Origin of the sequence: Sphingomonas sp. NPDC079357 (assembly GCF_044901155.1) — a bacterium.
Taxonomy (GTDB): Bacteria; Pseudomonadota; Alphaproteobacteria; order Sphingomonadales; family Sphingomonadaceae; genus Sphingomonas.
In genome coordinates, this window is the sequence record NZ_JBJDOM010000001.1 from 711471 (window position 1) to 733909 (window position 22439).

Consider the following 22439-nt stretch of genomic DNA (forward strand, 5'->3'; position numbering starts at 1 on the left):
CGCTTCTTCTCCACGGCGAAGAAAGAAGAAGCGGGATCCCGGATCAAGTCCGGGATGACGGAAGAAGAAAAAAACTCGGCCAGCCCACGCTACAGGTTCGCCTGCTCCTCCTCCGGCAGCTCGGCATCCGGCGGATAGTAAAGCGCCGCGCATTCCTCGCGCAGGCACCCACCCTCGATCACGATATCGTCGCGATAGGCGTCGGCGATAAACGACAGCGTGTCGACATGCTTCGCCTCGAAATACATCGCATGGACGTCGTCGCGCCCCGCGCCATAGACGACCCGCCCGACCTTCGACCAGATCGACGCCATCGTGCACATCCCGCACGGTTGCAGCGTCGAATAGAGCGTCGCATCGCGCAGCTCCAGTTCGCCCTCCGCCTCGCACCCGCGCCGGATCGCCATCATCTCGGCGTGCGCGGTGGCGTCGGGCAGTTCGTGGGTCTGGTTGCGCTCGGCGGCGATCACCCGCCCGCCGCGCACGATCACCGATCCCAGCGGCGAGGTGGAGGGGTCGCTGCCCTTGGACCGCGCGACCCTGATCGCCTCGCGCATCCAGCGTTCGTCATCCTGTGTCATCGCCGCTGAACGCGGCAGCGCGAATTTCGACCCCGCCTTCTCCGTCGTCCCGGACCAAGTCCGGGACGACGGCCAAAAACTACAACAACTTGTCCAACGTGATCGGCAACTCCCGCACCCGCTTGCCCGTCGCGTGCCACACCGCATTGGCGACCGCCGCCGCGACGCCGGTGATCCCGATCTCGCCGATCCCGTGCGCCCCCATCGGGGTGTGCGGATCGGGGATGTCGGTCCAGAGCACGTCGATCTCCGGCACGTCCAGATGCACAGGCAGGTGATATTCGGCGAGGCTCGGGTTCATGATCCGCCCGTTGCGCTCGTCGAATTGCGTCTCCTCCATCAGCGCCATCCCCAGCCCCATGATCATTCCGCCACGGAACTGGCTGGTGGCGGTGCGCGGGTTGAGGATGCGCCCGCAATCGAACGACCCCAGCATCCGGCTGACGCGCAACTCGCCCGTCACCGCATTGACCCGCACCTCGCAGAAGATCGCGCTGTGCGAGTGCATCGACCAGTGCATCAGCTCCAGCGGCATCGACCCCGCCTTCGTCACCGACACCGCACCGCGCTGCGCGCGCGACAGGATCGACGCATAGCTTTCGCGCCGCGACGGATCGGTGCGGCTCGCCAGCCCGCCGTCGACGCTGCCGACCTCGCCCGCCGACAGTCCCGCCAGCGGCGAGTCGTTGCCCGCCAGCTTGAGGAGATCGGCGACCAGGGCATTGTGCGCCGCGATCACCGCCGCGCCGATCGCCGCGGTCTGTTGCGACCCGCCGGCCATGATCGCGCCGGGGATCGCGGAGTCGCCATAGCCGACCTCGACCTGTTCGATCGGCAGCCCAAGCCGCTCCGCCGCGACGATCGCGGTGGTGGTGGCGGTGCCCATCCCCATCTCCGCCGCCGCGACATCCACCTGCGCGCGCACCGCATCGCCGTCGCGCGTCAGCGTGATCCGCGCCTCCGCGCCCGGCATCCGGTAATAGGGATAGGTGCCGGTCGCGCAGCCGGTGCCGACCAGCCACTCGCCCTCGCGCCGCACGCCGGCACGCGGATCGCGCCCCGCCCAGCCGAACCGCTCCGCGCCCTGCCGCCACGCGGTAACGATATGCCGCGACGAGAACGGCACACCGCTCAGCGGGTCCTTCTCGGGCTCATTGATGATCCGCAGCTCGACCGGGTCGATCCCCAGCTCGACCGCCAGTTCGTCGACCGCCACCTCCAGCGCGAAGGTGCCGACCGCCTCGCCCGGCGCGCGCATAAAGGTGTTGGCCAGCATGTTCATCCGCGCCACCTCGACCTTCAGCGCGAAGCTGCGCGCTCCATAGGTGCAGCGCGTGCCGAGGATGAACGGCTCGGGCATGTTGTTGTGCGGGGTCATCACCGACAGTCCGGTGTGAACGATCGCGTCGAACGTCCCGTCCTTCTGCGCGCCGATCGCGACGCGCTGCTCGGTCTGCGACCGCCCGCCGACCGTCCGGTACACGCCCTCGCGTGACAGCGTGATCCGCACCGGGCGTCCAGCGAGCTTCGCCGCCGCCGCGCCGATCACCTGATGGTCCCACAGCCCCTTGCTGCCGAAACCGCCGCCGACATAGGGCGAGGTCAGCCGCACCTTGTCCGCCGCCAGCCCGAACACCGTGCCGATCGACTCGGCCTGTTGCGAGACCATCTGGCTGGCGTCGTGGATCACCAGCCCGCCGTCGACCCAGGCGATCGTCGCGGCGTGCGGCTCGATCGGATTGTGGTTGTGGCGCGGCGTGCGGTAGGTCTGGTCCACCTTGACCGGCGCCTTCGCCAGCAGCGCCTCGGCATCGCCGACGTCGTTGCGAAGCGGCTGGCCGAAGAACGTCGCCTGCTCGGTCCCGTTTGCCACCGCCCCGGCAACCGTCGTGGTCGACGGCTCGGCGTCATAGGTCACGTCCAGCAGCGAGGCGGCATGATCGGCCTGCTCCTGCGTCTCGGCGAGCACGCACGCCACCGGCTGTCCGTTCCAGTGGATGCGATCGTCCTGCAGCACCGGCAGATTGTGCGGCCCGACCGCATTCGGCGACGAGCCGAACACCGGCATGTTCTTCATCCGCGGCGCGTTGCGGTGCGTCATCACCAGCACCACCCCCGGCGCACTTTCCGCCGCCGCACTGTCGATCGCCGCGATGCGCCCACGCGCGATCGGCGCATAGACCAGCGCGGCATAGGCCATATTCTCGAAGCGATATTCCGCCGCGAACCCCGCCGCGCCCTTCACCTTCAGCGCCCCGTCCAGCCGCGACACCGGCGTCCCGATCAAGCCGTGCTTGCGCGCGATCAGCGGGTCGGGCACCCCGCCGGGTATCCAGCTATCGGGCGCGAGCGGCACCAGCTTCTGCATCGCCCCCATCATAAGCCCCTGCGCGGCCTGCTTGGCGTCGTCGACGATGCTCATGCCGTCTCTCCCGTCTTCAGCGCATTCAGCACCGCCACCAAGGTCCGCGTCGCCAGCGCCGGTTTGAAGGCATTGTCGCGCAGCAGCTCTGCGTCCGCGAACTCACGCCCAGCCGCCGCTTCGATCGCTGCGTCGGTCAGCGCCGCTCCACGCAGCGCCTCCTCGATCCGCGTCGCGCGCCACGGCTTGTGCGCCACCCCGCCGAACGCGACGCGAATGTCCGCCACCCGCTCGCCGTCCATCTCCAGCGCCGCCGCCACCGAGATCAGCGCAAAGGCATAGCTCGCCCGGTCCCGCACCTTGCGATAGGTCGACCGCGCCGCGACCGGCAGCGCCGGCAACGCGACCGCGGTAATCAGCTCGCCCGGCTCCAGCACGGTATCGAGATCGGGCCGCTCGCCCGGGAGGCGGTGGAAATCCCCGAACGCCACCGTCCGCGCCGCGCCGTCACGCTCGACATGCACCACCGCATCCAGCGCCGCGAGCGCCACGCACATATCCGACGGATGCGTCGCGACGCACGCCTCGCTCGCGCCCAGCACCGCATGGATGCGCGTAAACCCGTCGCGCGCGTCGCACCCGCTGCCCGGATCGCGCTTGTTGCAGCGCGATCCGTCGGTGTCGTAGAAATAGGTGCATCGCGTCCGCTGCATCATATTGCCGCCGACCGTCGCCATGTTCCTGATCTGCGCCGACGCCCCCGCAAGGATCGCACGCGCCAGCACCGGATAGCGCTCCCGCACCAAAGGATGCGCCGCCAGCGCGGTGTTGCGCACCCCCGCCCCGATCAGCAGCCCGCCGCTCTCGGTCTCGCTGATCGCATCCGACAGCGCCGAGACGTCAACCAGCCGCTCCGGCCGCGCCACCGTCTCGCGGAGCAGGTCGACCAGATTGGTCCCGCCGCCCAGATACGCCGCCCCCGGCGCCGCGCCCATTCGCACCGCCTCGGCGACATCGCCTGCGCGGTCATAGCTGAACGGCGTCATGCGACCGTCTCCAGAATGGCGTCGATGATCCCATTATGCGCGCCGCAGCGGCACAGGTTGCCGCTCATCCGCTCCTGCACCTCTTCGCGCGTCAGCGTCACCGCGCCGCCCAGATCCGCGCTGACATGGCTCGGCACGCCCCGTTTGGCCTCCGCCGCCATCCCGATCGCCGAGCAGATCTGCCCCGGCGTGCAATAGCCGCACTGGAAGCCGTCATGTTCGATAAACGCCGCCTGCAACGGATGCAGCGCATCGCCCTCCGCCAACCCCTCGATCGTCGTCACGTCACGTCCGTCATATTGCACCGCCAGCGCGAGGCAGGACAGGATGCGCTCGCCATCGACCAGCACCGTGCACGCACCGCACGCGCCCTGGTTGCAGCCCTTCTTGGTGCCCGTCAGGTGCAACGTCTCGCGGAGGTGATCCAGCAGCGACACGCGCGGATCGCCCGGCGGTGCCACCGCCAGGCCATTGACGACGATCGACATCCCACTCTCCATTTCAAGACAGAAACACAGGATAACAATCATTTCGCGTGGCGGAAGCCCCGCGCGCGAAGATCCTCGTCAGAGACCGATGAACACCGCCGACGGAATCCGCACCACCTGCGTCGGCCGTCCCACGACGCCGTCGCGCCCGACCGGCAGCCGAGCGATATCGCCCGAGCGCTGGTTGGCGACCAGCATTTCGCCGCTCGCTTCCAGCAACCGGAAATAGCGCGGCCAATGCCCGCCGCTGGCGACATGCCCGATCATCCGCAGGTCGCCCGCGCCATCGATCGCGAAAGTCGCGATACTGTCGTGCCCACGGTTGGAGACGTACAGCCGCGTCCCCGCCGCATTCATCGCGATATGCCCGGCAAAGGTTTCGCCACGATAGCCGGCCGGCACCGTCGAGATCACCTTGCGCGTCACGAACCGCCCATCCGGCAACGCGCGCAACACCGTGACCGTATTCGCCAGTTCGGCGACCAGATAGGCGACCGGCAGGCGCGGATGCCGCGCCAGATGCCGCGGCCCCGACCCCGGCGTCGCACGATAGGCGATCTCGGTGTTCGTGACGCCCGACGGCCCGAGCCGGTGCGCGAAGATCGCGTCCGCGCCCAGATCGACCGAATGGAGCGTCCGCCCGTCGGGCGTGAAGCCGACCCAATGCGCGTGCGGCCCGGCCTGCCGCTCCCTGTTCGGGCCGCTGCCCTTGTGCTGGAGCGCGAGCACCGGCCCTTTCGGCAGCCCGGTCGCCCGATCAAGCGTCCAAAGCGCGACGCCCCCGCTCGAATAATTGGCCGCCGCCAGCATCCCGCCGTCCGGCGACAGCGCGGCATGGCACGGGTCCGCGCCCAGAGTCGACGACACCGCGACCCGGCGGAAGCCACGATCGTAGACGCCCAGCCCGCCTTTCTGCTGCTCGTCGAGCACGTAGCGCAGTCCGCGCGCGCCGCTGACCGCGAACGAGGCGTTGCGGATGCCGGCCACCGCCGCGCCGGTCCCCCACGCATCGCCGACCTTGTGCAGCGGCACCACGCCCGCCCCGCCTTCGGCGACATAGGTGCCTACCCATAATGCCGGCGCCGCCACCGCCGCCCGCGCCGGCAATGCGCCCAGCGCCAGCAGGCCACCGACGCAGGCGCGTCGCGTCATCATCAGGGTTCGATCGTCGCTCATCGCGCCAGCCAACCCCTTTTATCCCCTGCCGTCAATCACCCGGCCGGCACCGTCGCGGCGGGCACGTTCCACCCGCCCAGCGTCACGCGCGGCACACCCGCGACCGCCGCCGGATAGCGGATCGCGATCTCGCGCCGCTCGCCGGGCAGCAGCGAGACGTAATTGTCGTCGTAGAAGGCCGGCAGGATGCGCTTGCCCTGCGCGTCGACCAGCGTCAGCTTGGCGTTGAGCGCCGGCGTCGCGGTGTCGTTCGCCAGCGTCACCTGCACGACGCGATCATTGCCCTCGACCACCGCCGCCGCCGCACGCGCGGTCAGCGCCGCCGGCGCCAGCGTATCGAGCGCGCGGTAGGCGCTCTCGTCGCGCCCGCGCCAGTAGAAGTTCTCCGACACCGACACGCCGTCCGCGCCGACCAGCGACAGCTTGACCAGCACCATCGGGTTCGCCGCGAACAGCCCGTCGAGCGGCACCGCCGCCAGCGCGGTCGCGCGATTGGCGAGCGCATCCAGCTTGGTGTCGCGCGCGAACAGTTCACGATTGTCGAGCCCGACCACCTTCACCCGCGCGGTCAGCCCCTTCGCATCGGCCTGCGTGGTGTTGAGCACCACCAGTTCGTTGCCGGGCAGGTTGAGCTGGACGTGCAGCGGCTCGACCGCCTTCTTCGCTCCGTAATACGAAGCCTGCGTGTCATAATCCCACGAATAGATCTGCCACGCGTTCGACGGCCACGCCGGGTGCGTCATCCACAGCAGCCGCCCCGAGTTCTTGGTCCACAGATGCCCCAGGAAGCCCTCGTACATCGCCTTGTGCGTCTCGAGGTTCATCATCTGCGCCTTGCGCTCGAAATCGGCGAAGCTGGTCCCCGCGCCATACATGCGGTCGAGCGCGGCCATGAACGTCTTGGTGTCGCCGTTCCCGCCGAAATGCCAGTCGTGATAGGCGAGCACATCGCCGAGCGGCCAGCGGTCGCCCGCCGGCACATAGCTGGCGATCGACTCGGCGGTCGAGAAGGACGGCGTGCCGGTCTCGACCGAGAAGCCGGTCGCTAGATCGGTGAAATAGCCGACCGGCGCACGGTAATTGTACGGTCCCGATCCCTGCAAATTCACGACGTTCGAGCTGCCCGTGAACCAGCGCGTCCCGTCCAGTTCGAACACCGCCTTCGCCAGCCCCTCGTTGAGGACCGGATAGGGCACGCCCTCGTTGCGCCCGAACCACAGGATGATCGACGGATGGTTGCGATAGCGCGCGATCGTGTCGCGGGCATTGTCGAGAAACAGCGACGCGTCTTCCGGCTCGATCTGGAAATTCTGCGTCGATTGCCAGAAGTCGTTGAGGACCATCATGCCGTTCTCGTCGGCGAGGTCGAAGAACTCCTCTTCGTTGTTGTTGCCCATCCAGTTGCGAATGATGTTCATATGCGCCTCGCGCTGGAGGCGGAAATAGGGTGCGAGCCGGTCATAGCTGACGCGCTTCATCGCATCGTCCATGCCCCAGTTGCCGCCGCGCGCCGCGATCCGCACGCCGTTGACGCGGATCGTCAGATGCGGCTCGGGCAGCGTTTCGGTGATCGGCGTCACGCCGCGCGATCGCTCGCCCGCCGCCGTCAGCGATTCCGCCCAGCCGGTCGGCGATTGCTTGATCGCGGCATGGCGGATGTCGATCAGCGGCGTCCCCGCCAGCCCGCCGTCGGTGGTCTGGACGTTGACACGCCGCAGCGCGCCCGCCGCATCGAACAGCGACAGGTCGTAGCTGACCTCGCGAATTCCGAACCGTGCCTTGCGCTGGTCGGACACGCCGCGCGCATCCGCGACTTGATAGGTCACGTCATACAAATGCGGTTCGCCATAGCCGTTCGGCCACCAGAGCTTCGGGTTGGCGACGCTCAGCTGGCGGAACTCGGCGGGCGTGAACTTGACCTCGCTCTTGCCCGCAGGCGCAGTCACCTGCTTCTCGACCGTCACGCCCTCGAACGCGACGCGCACCGTCACCGGCGTTGCCGCCCCGGCATTGTCGAGCGGCACCGTGACATAGACGTCTGCGTGGTCGGTGCGCGGCAGCGGCAGATCGGTGACGACGTGAGGATCGCCGATCCGCACCGCGCCGGTCGCGACCAGCTCGACCGGCCGCCACAGTCCAGTGTTGCGGTCGCGGATGCCGGGAATCCAGTCCCAGCCCTCGGTGGCGACGAACGTCGGTCCGTCGATCGCAAGCTGCCCGCCATTCTCGCCGACCCCCGCTTTGACGGACTGCTCGTGGGGAATGCCCGGATGCGGCGGCGGCGACACGCGCACCGCGATGACATTCTCACCCGCGACCGGCACATAATCGAACTGCCCGCGCACGAACGCGCCATGCGTCTCGCCGAGGCGCTGCCCGTTCGCCCAGATCTCCGACGCATAATTGATCCCGCCGAACACCAGCGTCAGCCTTTTGCCCGCGGCCGCATCGGGAACGGTGAAGCGCGTCCGATACCAATAATCCTGCCGCGCGAGGCTTTCGGGGATCTTGAGGTTGTTCAGCCCGTAATAGGGATCGGGATAGACGCCGCGATCGACCAGCGTCTGGAGCACCGTCCCCGGCACCGTCGCCGCGCGCCACGTCCCCGCAGGATTGCCGGGCCGCGACAGCGTCGCGCCGTCCCCCTTCACCTCGGGTGCGGCGGCGAGCGTCCAGCCGTTCACCTGCCAGCGATGGTCGTCGAGCGGCTGCATCCCCGCCATGTTCGCCACCGGCTTGGTGACCGGCACGGTGTACGCACCGTCGCGCGACTGCGGCAACGTCCACGCGTCCTGTTGCGTCGTCAGCCCGATATTGGCCTGCTTCTGGAACGGCCAGCCGACCCCGACCTCGGTCATCTGCACCAGCGCCGCTTCGGGTCTGGCGCGCGCCGCCGCCGCGACCTGCCGCGCATCGAGCGCCACGCCGGTTACGCGCGCGTCGATCAACTGCCCGCCGAAATGCGGCCGGCCGGGCATCGCCGGTGCGATCGCGATCTGCGGCTCGACCGCGCTCGCGCGCGCCGCGCCACCGCCGACGCGGCGGCCGTCAAGGTAGAGTGATACCCGCGCACCGTCCGATACGGCGGCAAGATGATGCCATCCCTTCGGCACGACGGCGCTCCGCAGCACCGTCTCGCCATCGCGCAACACCATTCGCCCGTTTTGGAGCGACAGGGCGCGCGCGGTGGCTGGTATTCCGATGCGGATCAGCGTCCCCGACGCGTCGCTTTGCGTACCTGCGTCGACCCACGTCGCGATCGTGTACGGCGCCCCCGCCGCCACCAGTGCATCGGCATGCTCCAAAGGCCGCTCGATTCCGATCCCGCCTTGCAGAAAACGCGCATTATACGGGCCCGCATTGCCGATTTCCTGCGCCCGCGCGCTCCCGGCCAGCATGGTGCCAGCCAGCAGCAGCCCGGCGATCATCCTCGTTGCGCGCGTCATCCTATCGCCCTTTGTCTCGTGAAATCATTGTGTTCGGCGGATGGCCAGTGGTGTCGGCCGGCAGCATCAGATGTCCGAACGCCAGCAGCGCCGCGCCGATCGCCGGGGAATCCTCCGCCAGCGCAGCCGTCAGAATGGGCGCCAGAACAGGGGCATAGCCGCCGTCGCGCTGCATCAACGCACTCGTCGCCTGCCCCAGCCGCTCGACCAGCGCGACCGGCAGCCGCCCACCGACCAGCACCGCGCCGGGATTGAGCAGGCAACTGACCGCCACCAGCGGCGGCGCCAGCGCGGCAGCCGCGCGCGCCACCCAGTCGTCGGTCACCGCCGCCACCGCCGGTTCGTCAAGATCGAGCGCGTGAAGTTCTTTTCCGCTCAACCCCTTGGCTTCCAGTGCACGCATCAATCCGCCGATCGACAGCACCTCCTGCAACGGCACGCGCCGGCCCGCGCGATCCTCGACCATCAGGAAGCCGATCTCGCCGCTCCGCCCGTTCGCGCCGCGATCGTAGAGCGCGTTGACCACCACGCCCCCGCCGAGGCCGACCGTGATCAACAAGTAGAAAAAGCTCGCATATTTCTGGCCAAGCCCGAACTGCATCTCGCCGATCGCGGCCGCGGCGGCATCGTTCTCGACCGTCACCGGCAGATCGAGCGGCCCGGCGAACAGCGCCGCAACATCGTGGGTGGACCAGCGATCATAGTCGCGTGGCCGTCCGGGCAGGTCGATCGCGCCGAGATCATCGGGCCGCGCCACCCCGATCCCGCTCAACGCGGCGGCAGAAATCCCGCCCTGATTCAATAACGTATGAACATGCTCGCGATAGAAGGTGCGCACGTCCTCGGGGCTGGAATAGGCGACCTCGCGGCTGATCCGCGCGCGCGATCGCCCTTCGAAGTCGACCACCACCATTGTCAGGTGATCGCGATCGATATTCACCCCGATCGCAAACGCGCCATCGGGGTTGACGCACAGCCGCGTCGCCGGCTGCCCACGCCCGCCGCGCCGCTGCCCGGCACGACCGAGCAACCCCTCTTCGAGCAGACGATTGGTGATATTGGTGACGGTCGCGGTGGTCAGCCCCGTGACCGCCGCAACCTCCGCCCGCGTCGCCGATCCTGCCACGCGGATCGCGTGGAGCACGACGCGCTGGTTGTGCAGCCCGGCATGTTCGATGTTCGCGCCCGTCAGGCGCTGCAGCGCGGGGATCGTCATTCCCGGCCTGCGTGGACGCGGGCCAGGAAGTCGGCGTGCGGCTCGGCGTGGCGCAACGTACCCTCGATCGCCGCGCGCATCCGTGTCAGGCTGTCGCGCAGATCGGCCTCCGGTATCTGGTCCGCCAACGGCGCGTAACGTGCGGGAAGATCATCGAATCCTGCATACATGCTCAACCAGCTCGCATCCTGGAACGTGTCCCATTCGCGCCGCACGAACTCGCCCGCGGCACGCCAGGCATCGAGCTTGCCCTTCAGACCATCGGTCGGCTCGATCGCGCGGACATGGTCCCAGAAGGGCTCACCGATCCGGCGGTTGCCGCTGTAATGCAGCATCAGGAAGTCGCGGATGCGCTCAAACTCCAGCACCGATTGTCGGTTGTACGTCGCGGCCAGCCGGGGGTCGATCGCGCGTGACGGGAACAGCGGAATCAGCCGCTCCAGGCCCGACTGGATCAGTGTGATGCTGGTCGATTCCAGTGGTTCGAGGAACCCGGAGGACAGGCCGAGCCCGATGACGTTCTTTTCCCAGAAGCGTGCACGATGCCCGGCGGTGAAGCGGATGCGGTTGGGCTCCGCCAGCGCCTTGCCCTCGATCGCCCCGAGCAGATCGTCTTCCGCCGCCGCATCGTCGATGAAGTCCGAGCAATAGACATGGCCGTTGCCGACGCGGTGACGCAGCGGAATGTGCCAGCGCCAGCCCGCGCTGGTGGCGGTCGCGGTGGTGAACGGCCGGTGCACCTGCGCCGCCTCGCACGGGATCGCCACCGCACGGTCGCACGGCAGCCACTGCCGCCAGTCGACGAACGGCACTTCCAGCGCGTCGCCGAGCAACAGGCTGCGAAAGCCCGAACAATCGATCCAGAGATCGCCCGCGATGTCCTGTCCGCTGTCGAGATCCACCGCGACGACACGCCCGTCCTCCGTGTCGCGAACGATATTGGTGATCCGCGCATCGACATGCTGCACGCCGTTGGCGAGTGCGAGCCGCCGCAGCAGCGCTGCGAATTTCGATGCATCGAAATGCACCGCGAAATTAAATACGCCCAGATCGTTGGCAGGTCGATCGACCGGCGGCAGGAACAGCCCACGCTCCGCCAGTTGCGTCGCCAGGCAATAGGTGCCGACGGGCGTCGGATCGCCGCCCGCGCGTAGCTTCAACCAGTAATGATGAAACGCCACGCCATGCGCCCCGACCCCGTACAGGCCGAACGGATGAAAGAAGTCGTGCCCGGGCTCCTTCCATCCGGCGAAGCGGATGCCGTATTTGATCGTCGCCTCGGTTTCGCGGAGAACGTCCGCCTCGCCGAGTTCGATCGCGGCGAAAAAGTCGCGGATCGCGGGCACCGTCGCCTCGCCGACGCCGATCGTCCCGATCGCCGAGCTCTCGACGACGGTGATCGACAGCCGGAGATGCGCCAGCCGCCGCGCGAGAAAGGTCGCGGCCATCCAGCCCGCCGTTCCCCCGCCGACGATCACGATCGATCGAATCGGTTCACGCATGTCGATAATCGCCCCCGCCCCTGCCGTCATTGTAAGCATCGCGAAGCGATCCGACACGTCACGGGCCGGCCGCTGGATTGCTTCGCTATGCTCGCACTGGGACAGCAAAAAGCCGGGCCGTCAATGATCGACGACCCGGCCACCGACACGATCAGAAGCGCACGCGCGCTCCGGCGATGAACCGCCGCTCATAGATGCTCTCGTTGAACACCTGGTCGGTCCACGTGAGGTAATAACGCTCGGTTTCGGCAGTAAGGTTCGACGCTTGCCCATAGAGCGTGATGAACGGCGTCACGTCATAGGAAATCGAGGCGTCGAGATAGTTGGTCGGCTGCTGATATTGCGCCAGCCCGACGATCCCGCCGTAGTTCGACGACACCAGCCGCTTCGACCGGTAGTTATAGGCGACGCGCGCCTGCAACCCGTACTTTTCGAACCACAAGGCCGCATTGACCTGATGCTTCGAATTATCCTGGAACGGCTGATTGTTGCCGGCCAGATCGACCAGCCCGGCATCACCGAGCGACAGCGTGTAATTCGCATCGACGCCGAACCCGCCGAAGAAGCCGTTGACGCCATAATCGGCCAGCGACTGCCGCGCCGACGCCTCGATCCCCTTCAGCACGCCGCCCTCGCCTTGCGCCAGCGTGTTGGTGACGACCGGACGACGGATCACGCCATCATTGTCGGGGATGTCGTTGCGGATCTCGGTGCTGTTGGCGATGAAGCTGTCGACCGCGATATAGAAGGCGCCGATCGCGAGTAGGCTGGAGCGGCCGGTGTAATACTCGAAGCTGCCTTCGACGTTGGTCGCGCGCCACGGATTGAGGTTCGGATTGCCGACCGAGCTGGCGGTCTGCGCCTCAAACCGCGCCGGCGTGATCGTGGTGTTGATCGCATAGCCGACGTTCAGACCACCGCCCCATTGCTGGAAGTCGAGCAGCGTCATCGTCTTCGAGAACGCGGCACGCGCGCGCAGCTTGCTGGTGACGTCAAACGCGATGTTGATCGACGGCAGGAAGTCGGTGAACTCGCGCTTGGTAACCAGATCACCCGCGTCCACGCCCGATACGCCATACGGCTGCGGGTTGCCGACAATGTTCTGGCGAACGTTGAGCTTCGTGTTGACGACCTGCAGGCCGCCATTGGCGCGGAACGGCATCCCGAGCAATTCGCCCTCGCCCGACACCTGCGCATAGCCGGAGATCTGGCGCGTGTTGACGTCGAACGACAGCGCCGGGTTCACGAGGTTCTGGCTGCCCGGGTAGAATTTGTTCTGCCACGCCTCGCTGTTGTCCATCGCCTTGGGATCAAGGACGTAGAGGTTGGGCGCACCCTGTGCAGGCAGCACATATTGCTTGATCAGCCCCGCGAAGATTGGATCGGTCGCCTGTCGCGTCAGCCCCGCCGTATAGGCATTGCCCTGCGCGTCGAGCACCGGGCATGACTTGTCGTTGAGGTTGACGTCGAACGCCTTCCACTTGACGAGGCAGCCCGCCGCCGGATTGGCGGCATTGTCGCGATTACCGGCATAGAAGGGCGACACGCGGTCGAAGGTGAACTGGTTGACGCTCCGCTCGCCATAACGGCCACCGAACGACACCTTCAGCTGGTCGTTAGCCTGCCATTCTGCATCGGCACGCAGCGCCCAGATGTCACCCTTCTGGTAGACGTTACCTTCCGACGAGATCGTCTTTAGTCCATAGCGCGACGGATCAGCCGCCTGCGCCAGGAAGCCAGGCGAGAAGCCGAACACCGGCGCGCCGCTCGAATAGTCGACGGTCGCGGTGTCGCTGTAGATCGAATAACCGGTCGGGTTGAAGGTGACGTCGCCGCCCGGATAATTACCGACACCGTTGTATGCCCATTGCTTGCCGTTGGTCAGGCTGAACTGCGTATAGGACTGGTCGCGGTTCTTGTACGCCTTGCCATAGATGCCGCGGACGGTCGCCTTGAAGGTTTCGGACGGCTTCCAGTCGAGTTGCAGATTGTAGTTCTGCGACTCGCTCTTGGTGCGGAAGGTTTCCGCATAGCTGTCGAAGTTGGGCAGGCTGTACGTATATTGCTGGACGGTGTTGACGTTGTAGCCGCCGGACGTCGCACCGGTATCGCGCGACTTAGTCGGCAGGAACGGCGACGACAGCCAGTCCACGTTCTGGAACTGGAAGCCGGCGGTGCGATCGTACTGTGTCTGACGGGTATAGAAGCCGTCGGCGGTCAGTTGCAGCGCATCGTTGATCTCGAACTGCAACGAGGCGTTCGCGCCGAAGCGCTGACGGTCGGTGATGCGGTTCCAGGCGGTGTGCGACTGCGGCGTGATGAACGCGTCGTTGGCATCGCCGTCGCCGTTCACGTCATAGCCGACGATCGCCCCGCTGCTGTTGCGCACCGGCGAGCCACGGCTGACGCCGTTGTTACCGACCGCGAAGTCGCCGGGGTTGGTGGCGCTCCCGCTCTCGTTGCGGAGGGCGACGCCGTAATCCTGAATCCCGCGGAAGCTGTTGGCGAGCGTCAGGTCGCTATACGCCGCCGACACCAGCAGGCCGACGCGCTCGCCGTGGAAGGCGATCAGGCCGTTGGCGGACGGATTCCACTTCTTGGTCTTGTCGCCATATTGCCCCTCGCCCGCCGCCGAGAAGGTCAGCCCGCGCTTCAGATCGAACGGGCGACGCGTCAACAGGTCGACGGTCCCCGACAGGCCCGCCTGCTGCAACGAGGCGGTCGGCGACTTGAACACCGTCGCGCCCGAGAAGAGCTGCGACGGGATGTCGGTAAAGTTCGGCTGGACGGTCGTCACCGAATTTGCGCCGAGGAACTGCTCGCCGTTGAGCAGCGTCGTCACCTGCGGCAGGCCGCGGATGTTGATCGCCGCGCCTTCGCCCGCGTCGCGGCGGATCTGGACGCCCGCGATACGCTGGAGCGAGTCGGAGATGGTGACATCGGGCAGCTTGCCGATGTCCTGCGCGCTGATCGCCTCGACGACGCTGTCGGCATTGCGCTTCACTTCGATGGCGCGTGCCTGCGACGCACGGATACCCGTCACGACGATGTCGCCGGCACTATCGTCAGTCTGGGTGGGTGCCGCTACCTGGTCGGCCGACGTGGCCACGCCATCCGCGGTAGCGGTCTGCGCCGAGGCGTCCACAACCATCCCCATGGTGAGCACGAACGGCGAAACGGCAGCCAGCATGGCGCCGCGCACGGTGATCTTACGCATCGATCCTCCCCTTCATCCCTGAAAACGTCTTTTATTTAATAAGGCTTTTTTATTTAATGAGCTTCACGGTCGTTTTGTCAAGCGCATACCACCTCGAACTCCTTGATCTGAGACGAGTATGTTCTCCCGATCAGCAAGATTGCTGGTCTCGCTCTACGCGCTGACTTCCTCATGACCACGCCATTTACCATGAAGCCGCAACAACACTTCAAAACCAAATGCTTACCAATTTCAAGCCCTCTTTCGACATTGGAATGGTTGGCTTGCCTGCATGCGGCGCTGGAGGCGCCGCACGACTAGTGGGTGGCCCGCGATCCGCTCGACCGGTCGGGCTTCTACTACGCGACCAGACGTTCGGCCCGGCCGTCGCGATCATCCGCGTGGCCGACACCGCCGGAGCGATCCGCATTGCCAAGAACATTCAATAGGGGCGTGGGATAGCGGACGGGCGCGGTCGCTGGCACGCCCAATCGACGCCGGCGCGGTGTTCATCGACGACATGGTCGCTTCCGACCCGCAGCTGCCGTTCGGCGGCATCAAGAAGTCTGGTCATGGTCGCGAACCCGCCGCGGCGGGCCTGCGCGAATTACCAATGTCAAAAGCTTGTGGATCGGCCCCGCGCTGGCCGAGCCGCCGGGGCAACCGGAAGCCTGGCGCGGCAAGGACCGTGGAGCGGACAGGCCTAGCCAGCGGTCGGTTCCGGGGCAACCGTCCGTTTTCCCTGCACCCGAAGCAGCACGGTGCCATGCGCCGGCACGGTGAAGGTCGTATCGGCGGCTGCCAGATCGACGCCGCGCCACACGTCGCGCAGTCCGGCGAAGGCAGTGAAACCGGCATCCTGCGGCGTCGCGGTCATCGTTACCGGCGCATCGCCCCGGTTGAACAACGCGAGCGCAACGCCACCATCGGCCAGCCGCTTCGCCCACACCTCCTGCTTGCCGGCGACACGCACCGCCTTGCCCTGCGCGCCGGCGGCATCCTGATCGATCGCGATCACCGCGCGGTTGGACAGCAGCGCCAGCGCCGCCGGGCCGGTCTGCCGCACATCCTGCCCCATCATCAACGGGGCGGCCGACATCGCCCACAGCGTCATGTGCGTGCGGTACTCGTCCTCGGTCATTCCGCCGTTGCCGATCTCCAGCATGTCGGGATCGTTCCATCCGCCCGGCCCGGCGTGGCCGAAGCGCGGATTTCGCTCGAACCCGATCTCGCTCATCTTGGCGTAATCGTCGGTGATGTCGCCGGTGGTGCGCCACAGGTGCCCGCCGACCGATCGCCCCCATGACGCGACATCGAACCGGCCATATTCGCACAGCGAGTAGACGATCGCGCGCCCGGTCGCCTTCAGCGCCGCTCCCATCTCGAAATAGCTGCGCTGTACGGTGTCGGCACTGTCATATTGCCACTCGCCCGCACAGAGATCGTATTTGAGATAGTCGACGCCCCAGCGCGCGAAGGTCCGCGCATCCTGCGCGACATGGCCGTAGCTGCCGGTATAGCCCGCGCAGGTCTTCAGGCCCGGCGAGCTGTAGAGGCCCAGCTTCAACCCGCGCGCATGAACGTAGTCGGCGAGCGCCTTCATGTCGGGAAATTTGGCGTTCGGGCGCAACTCGCCGTCCGCCCCGCGCGCGCCCTGCCAGCCGTCGTCGATGTTGACGTAGCGATAGCCGGCGTCGCGCAGCCCGGTGGACACCATCGCATCGGCGATCGCGCGGATCGTCGTGTCGTCGATCCGCTCGGCGAACTTGTTCCAGCTGCTCCACCCCATCGGCGGCGTCGCCGCCTGCCCGTCCGGTGCGAGCGTGCCGAGTGGCGGCAGCGGCACCGGATGATGCGCCAGCGCGGCGGCGCGCGCCGCATCGACCGCCCGGCCGGTCTGCCGCACGACCTGATCCCAGATGCCGCCGGTCAGCAACACGCCACGCGGTGTGATCGTCGCGGTCCAGCGGCGAACGGGGACGCCCGGCGTGTTGATGTTGCGGATATCGAAACTGACCGAGCGGCCCTCTCGCACGATATTGCGCATCGGCATCGTGCCATACCAGTTGGAGGTGAGTTGCCCGTCCCAGCCGGTGCGCGTTCGCGTCAGCTCCAGCAACCGCACGCCCGGCCGCGGCGCGCGCTGATCGAAGGCCACGCGCAACGTCTTGCCCGCCGCTGTTGGCAAGGTCGGCGCGGCAGGACGCGCGGCAGCCGGCGTGGTCGGCAGCGCCATCATCGTCACGGCGAGCGCAATCGGAAATCCGTGAACCATGCCTCTCGGTCCCTCCTTTTTAGCCGCGAAAGAAAGAGGCGAGGCTCAAGCCCGCCACGACAGAATCATTTGCGTAGACCCAAATATCGTATACGGTTTCTCATGTCCGAGTAATGGGGATCAATCAACAGGAGGATTTGGATGCCAGCCCTCACCCGCCGCTCGCTGATGACCGGAGGCGCCGCATTGGCGATGACGACGGCGGTGGCGCGCGCGCTCCACGCCGCGACGCATTCGCGCCTGCCGACCCGCGCAGCCCCGCTGCCGCTCGCCGACATCCGCCTCGCCCCCTCCGACTTCGCAACCGCGGTCGAGGCGGACCGCAGCTACCTGCTCGGGCTCAGCGCCGACCGGCTGCTGCACAATTTCCGCAAATATGCCGGGCTGGAGCCCAAGGGCGATATCTACGGCGGCTGGGAAAGCGATTCCCTCGCCGGCCACACGCTCGGCCATTACCTGACCGCGCTGGTGCTGATGCATCAGCAGACCGGCGACGCCGAATGTCGGCAGCGCGCCGACTATATCGTCGCCGAACTCGCCGAGGCGCAGGCGAAGCGCGGCACCGGCTATGTCGGCGCGCTCGGCCGCAAGCGGAAGGGCGAGACCGCGATCGTCGACGGCGAGGAAATCTTCCCCGAGCTGATGCGTGGCGAGATCCGTTCGGGCGGGTTCGACCTCAACGGCTCATGGTCGCCGCTCTACACGGTGCACAAGCTGTTCGCCGGGCTGCTTGACGTCCACGCCGGCTGGGGCAACGCGCAGGCGCTGGCCGTGGTGCTCGGGCTCGCGACCTATTTCGAACGCGTGTTCGCCGCGCTTGATGACGAACAGATGCAGAAGGTGCTGGGCTGCGAATATGGCGGGCTCAACGAAAGCTACGCCGAACTCTATGCGCGAACCAAAGACCCGCGCTGGCTGGCCGTCGCCCGGCGCATCTACGATCGCCGCGTCCTCGATCCGCTTGCAAATCAGGAGGACAAGCTCGCCGGCTTCCACGCCAATACGCAGGTGCCCAAGCTGGTTGGCCTCGCGCGTCTCTACGAACTGACCGGCGAGCAGCGCTATCGCACCGCATCGCAGTTCTTCTGGGACCGCGTGACGAAGCACCACAGCTACGTCATCGGCGGCAATGCCGACCGCGAATATTTCTTCGGCCCGGACCGCATCGCACGCAATCTGAGCGAAGCAACGTGCGAGCATTGCAACACCTACAACATGCTCAAGCTGTCGCGGCAGCTGTTTGCACAGACGCCCGACGGCGCGTACTTCGACTATTACGAGCGCGCGCACCTTAATCACACACTGTCGCAGATCAATCCGCGTACCCGCGGCTTCACCTATTTTACCCCGATGCTGTCGGGTGCGGCGCGCGACCATGCGCCCGCCGGTCAGGAAGGCTTCGTCTGCTGCGGCGGCAGCGGGATGGAGGCCCATGCCAAGCATGGCGACTCGATCTTCTGGGAGGGCGAGGGCATGTTGCTGGTCAACCTCTACATTCCCGCACAGGCGCAGTGGCGCGCCCGCAACGCGACGCTGACGCTCGCGACCGGCTATCCTTATGAACCCGAGGCGCGGCTGACCTTCGCGACGCTCGGCAAGCGCGGGCGCTTCCCGGTCGCGCTGCGCGTCCCCGCCTGGGCGGCGGGCCGCGAGCAGGTCACCGTCAACGGCGAACCCGTCGCGACCGAACATGCCGGCGGCTATGCGATTGTCGAGCGGCGCTGGAAGGCGGGCGACACGCTCGCGATCACGTTGCCGCTGGAGCTGCGCACCGAGGTCGCGCAGGGCGGCGGCCCGGTCGCGATCCTGCGCGGCCCGCTGGTGCTCGCCGCCGACATGGGCCCGGCGGAAACGCCGTGGCAGGGCGTCGAGCCGGCTTTGGTCGGCGACAATGTGCTTGCCGCCTTCACCCCCGTCGCGGGCGCGGCGGGCACCTTCGCCACCAAGGGCGTCGGCCGCCCCGGCGACCTGACCTTCGTGCCCTTCTATCGTCAGTACGACCGGCGCAGCGCAGTCTATTTCCGCGAGTTCACCGAGAGCGAGTGGCGCAACGAGGAAGCCGCGTTCCGCGCCGAGCAGGCTCGGCAGCAGGATGTCGCCGCACGCTCGATCGACGTCATGCACTTCGGCGAGATGCAGCCCGAGCGTGACCACAATCTCGACAGCGAGCTATCGTGGCCGGTCAGCTATCGCGGCCGCAACGGGCGCGACGTGCGCTCCGGCGGCTATCTAGCGTTCACGCTCAAGGCGCGGTCCGGCCCGCTGGTGCTCCAAGCGACCTATTGGGGTGACGACAGCAATCGCGGCTTCGACATCCTTGTCGATGACGTGAAGGTCGCCAGCGAGCTGCTCAAGGGCAGCGCACCCGGCCGCTTCATCGACATCGACTATCCGCTGCCGCAGGCGCTGACCCGCGGCAAGACGTCGCTGCGCGTCCGCGTGGTGCCGCATCAGGGGCAGACCGCCGGGCCGATCTTCGGGGCACGGCTGCTCGCCGAAAAGGGAGCCGCAAAGTGAACCGCTTCATCTTCGCCACGGCGCTCGCCGCGATCCCGGCCGCGCTGCTCGCGCAGGACGGCGTCCCGGTCGTCGCGCCGGGCAATCCGATCCTCGCCGACGGGCGCTATTATTCGACAGATCCTGCACCATTCGTCGATGGCGATACCTTGTGGGTTCTCGCCGGACGCGACGAGGCCGCACCGAACGTCAACGACTTCATCATGAACGAATGGCAATTGCTGTCGACGAATGATCCGGCCTCGGGGCGCTGGCGGCACTATCCCGCGATCGCGCGGCCTGAGGCGGTGTTTGGCTGGGCGGAACCGGGCCGCGCCTATGCCGGGCAGATCGTCAAGGGTCTGGACGGACGCTATTACATGTACGCGCCGGTGCTGGAGCGGAACAGCGACGCGCCGGATCGTTTCGCGATCGGCGTCGCGGTCGCCGACCGGATCATCGGCCCGTGGCGCGACGCGCATCCGTCGGGCCCGATCATCTCGCAGCGGGTCGGCGTCCCGAACAACATCCAGAACATCGACCCGACCGTGCTGATCGACGACGACAGGCGCGTCTATCTTTACTGGGGTACGTTCGGGCAGTTGCGTGGCGTCGAGTTGGCGCAGGACATGCTGACACCGAAAGGACAGGCGATCAGCGTGAAGACGCTGACCGGCTTCTTCGAGGCGCCGTGGCTGATGAAGCGCAAGGGCACCTATTACATGCTCTACGCGGGCAACAATGCGGGGCCGAATTCGCCCTGCACGCCCGCGGTCTATCACGCCTGCATTGCCTATGGCAGCGCGCCCTCGCCGCTCGGCCCGTGGACCTATCGCGGCACGGTGCTGCCCCCGGTCAGCTCCACCACCGACCATTCCGGCGCGGTCGAGTTCAAGGGGCAATGGTATCTGACCTACCATACCGCCGATGCGGTCGGCGGCGGGCATTTCCGCCGCAGCGTCGCGATTGACCGAATGGACTGGGACGACAGCGTCACCCCCTCCGCGATCCGTCCGGTCACGCCAACCCGCCGACCGCAGCCGCCCGCCGCACCGACCCGCAACATCGCCGCCTCCGCGCACACTGCTGCCTCAAACGAGCCGATCCCGCTGCAATATTGGATCAAGTCGCTCAACGACGGCATCGTCAAGGCCGCGCCGCTGCCGCCTGATCTGTGGGGAAGCTGGTCGCCGAACAACCCGCCGCAGCAATGGGTCGAATATCGCTGGCCGACGGCGGTGACGCTGAACGGCAGCCGGATCCGATTCTGGGGCGACCACCCCGCCGGCGCGAACGAAGGCGTCGCGCCGCCGCGCGCCTGGCACCTCGAATATTGGCAGAACGGCTGGAAACCGGTGCCGGGTGCCAGCGCTTACGGCACCGCCGTCGACGGCTGGCAGGCGGTGCGCTTCCCGGCGATCACCACCCGCTGCCTGCGCGCGGTGTTCGACGCGTCGGGCAGCGCGGGCAAATTCGCCGGTGTCGCAGTGCAGGAATGGGAGGCCCTCGCCCCGCGCGCGACGGCGCCGACGAAGGCGAAGCCGCCGGTCATGCCGAGCTGCGACGTGTCGAAGGCTTAGGGACAGCGCCGTCCTTCGTCGCCCCGGCTTGCCCCGGGGCCCGCTTCTCCGCCACTGAGGCCAAAGCGGCCCCCTGACCAGGTCCGGGCTGACGAAGGGAAATACTTCAACCCGGCGCGATCAAACCGCTACGGGCGCCTCCCCACAGATCAAGAGCCGCCTCAACACACCTCGGCGGTCGCCACCGGCGGCGCACCAGCCGGCGCGCTCCGCCGCACCCGCGCCGGGTGCATGTAGAACACATCACCCGACAGATGGTGGTTGCTGCCGTACACCTCCGACAGCACATTATAGAGCGCCGGATCGTAGCGCAGCAGGTCGCTGTCGTTCAGGATCACCTGCCCATCGACCACCGCCTGCATGTTCGAATTGAACCAGGTCTGCGTGCCCTCGGCCCAATATTCCTGCAGCGTGGTCATCGCATATTCGCCTTTCCACATGCCGCGCGCCGCGGCGGCGGCATAGGCGCGCTCAACCCGCGCGAAGAGCGCAGGATCGGCGACCTCGACCGCGCTCAGAATGCCATGCGAGAATTCGTGGACGAAGATATGCTCACCAAAATAGCGGGTGCCTGGGATGCCGAGCAGATTCTCGGCCCCCGCGCTGATCAGCTCCCCGCCGGTGCCGCGCGCGCGACCATTCCAATATTGCGCATCGGTCAGCCGCCCGATCCGCTCGTCATAATGTTTGCGCTCGCAGACCGTCAGCCGCGGATCGTCGCGCGTCGGCTTCTTCCAGTCGCGCTGTTCGGGCAGGTCGACCGTCCCTTCCTGCACAGCCAGGATCGCGACACGGATGTGCTGTTCGATCATCACGTGCCGCACGTCGGGCCGCTCGATCAGCATCTCGGTCACGATGTCGCGCGCGCGGAGCAACGCGGCATCGGGCACCGCCGCCGAGGAGGTGATCGGGATCCCCGCCGCGTCGACATAACGCTTGTAGAAGGGGTCGAGCTTCCAGTCCGCCGGCGGCGCGCCGATTGCGCGCACCGCGTATTCGTCAGCCGGTGCCTGCGCCGCCGCCATGCTGGCGAAGCTGCCCGCCGCGAGCAACAGCGCGCCGATCGTCGTCATCG

At 67.1% G+C, this 22439-nt stretch carries 13 protein-coding genes and 1 pseudogene; 3 read left to right on the forward strand and 11 right to left on the reverse strand.

Annotated features, from left to right (window positions below):
• Positions 1–89 precede the first annotated feature (89 nt).
• From ACI2JO_RS03285 to ACI2JO_RS03325, 9 genes are all read right to left on the reverse strand, one after another.
• Complete coding sequence (locus tag ACI2JO_RS03285) at positions 90–581, reverse strand: nucleoside deaminase (protein ID WP_404719313.1); 492 nt, start codon at positions 579–581, stop codon at positions 90–92.
• Between the two features lie 79 nt (positions 582–660).
• Positions 661–3003, reverse strand: a complete 2343-nt coding sequence (locus ACI2JO_RS03290) for a xanthine dehydrogenase family protein molybdopterin-binding subunit (protein WP_404719314.1) — start codon at positions 3001–3003, stop codon at positions 661–663.
• Positions 3000–3989 carry an FAD binding domain-containing protein gene (locus ACI2JO_RS03295; RefSeq protein ID WP_404719315.1) on the reverse strand — a complete coding sequence of 330 codons (990 nt, stop codon included), beginning with the start codon at positions 3987–3989 and terminating at the stop codon, positions 3000–3002. The genes ACI2JO_RS03290 and ACI2JO_RS03295 overlap by 4 nt, the downstream gene beginning before the upstream one ends.
• A complete protein-coding gene (locus tag ACI2JO_RS03300; protein ID WP_404719316.1) occupies positions 3986–4477 on the reverse strand; it encodes a 2Fe-2S iron-sulfur cluster-binding protein in 492 nt (163 codons plus the stop codon). The genes ACI2JO_RS03295 and ACI2JO_RS03300 overlap by 4 nt, the downstream gene beginning before the upstream one ends.
• A 78-nt stretch (positions 4478–4555) precedes the next feature.
• Entirely contained in the window at positions 4556–5653 is a 1098-nt protein-coding gene (locus tag ACI2JO_RS03305) for a lactonase family protein (protein ID WP_404719317.1), read from the reverse strand.
• A 35-nt stretch (positions 5654–5688) separates the two neighbouring features.
• On the reverse strand, positions 5689–9099 hold the full coding sequence (locus ACI2JO_RS03310; RefSeq protein WP_404719318.1) for a glycosyl hydrolase 2 galactose-binding domain-containing protein: 3411 nt from the start codon (positions 9097–9099) through the stop codon (positions 5689–5691).
• Position 9100: 1 nt separating this feature from the next.
• Positions 9101–10315: an ROK family protein gene (locus ACI2JO_RS03315; protein ID WP_404719319.1), complete on the reverse strand. Its 1215-nt coding sequence runs from the start codon at positions 10313–10315 to the stop codon at positions 9101–9103.
• Entirely contained in the window at positions 10312–11817 is a 1506-nt protein-coding gene (locus ACI2JO_RS03320) for a tryptophan halogenase family protein (RefSeq protein WP_404719320.1), read from the reverse strand. The genes ACI2JO_RS03315 and ACI2JO_RS03320 overlap by 4 nt, the downstream gene beginning before the upstream one ends.
• A 151-nt stretch (positions 11818–11968) precedes the next feature.
• Positions 11969–15034 (reverse strand): TonB-dependent receptor, encoded by a 3066-nt coding sequence (locus tag ACI2JO_RS03325; RefSeq protein ID WP_404719321.1) that lies wholly within the window; start codon positions 15032–15034, stop codon positions 11969–11971.
• Between the two features lie 271 nt (positions 15035–15305).
• Between ACI2JO_RS03325 and ACI2JO_RS03330 the strand changes: the two are divergent.
• Positions 15306–15611 (forward strand): annotated as a pseudogene (locus ACI2JO_RS03330) (aldehyde dehydrogenase family protein); the annotation flags it as partial.
• A 105-nt stretch (positions 15612–15716) separates the two neighbouring features.
• Here the strand turns inward: ACI2JO_RS03330 and ACI2JO_RS03335 are convergent.
• Complete coding sequence (locus ACI2JO_RS03335; protein WP_404719322.1) at positions 15717–17288, reverse strand: glycoside hydrolase family 27 protein; 1572 nt, start codon at positions 17286–17288, stop codon at positions 15717–15719.
• 141 nt (positions 17289–17429) lie between these two features.
• Between ACI2JO_RS03335 and ACI2JO_RS03340 the strand changes: the two genes are divergently transcribed.
• Together ACI2JO_RS03340 and ACI2JO_RS03345 are read left to right on the forward strand one after the other, a co-directional pair.
• Positions 17430–19805, forward strand: a complete 2376-nt coding sequence (locus ACI2JO_RS03340; RefSeq protein ID WP_404719323.1) for a beta-L-arabinofuranosidase domain-containing protein — start codon at positions 17430–17432, stop codon at positions 19803–19805.
• The gene (locus ACI2JO_RS03345; protein WP_404719324.1) at positions 19802–21364 is read left to right on the forward strand and encodes a family 43 glycosylhydrolase; all 1563 of its coding nucleotides are present in this window, start codon (positions 19802–19804) and stop codon (positions 21362–21364) included. The genes ACI2JO_RS03340 and ACI2JO_RS03345 overlap by 4 nt, the downstream gene beginning before the upstream one ends.
• A gap of 161 nt (positions 21365–21525) precedes the next feature.
• On the opposite strand, the gene ACI2JO_RS03350 is transcribed toward ACI2JO_RS03345, so the two are convergent.
• Complete coding sequence (locus ACI2JO_RS03350) at positions 21526–22437, reverse strand: glycoside hydrolase (protein WP_404719325.1); 912 nt, start codon at positions 22435–22437, stop codon at positions 21526–21528.
• Between the last annotated feature and the right edge of the window lie 2 nt (positions 22438–22439).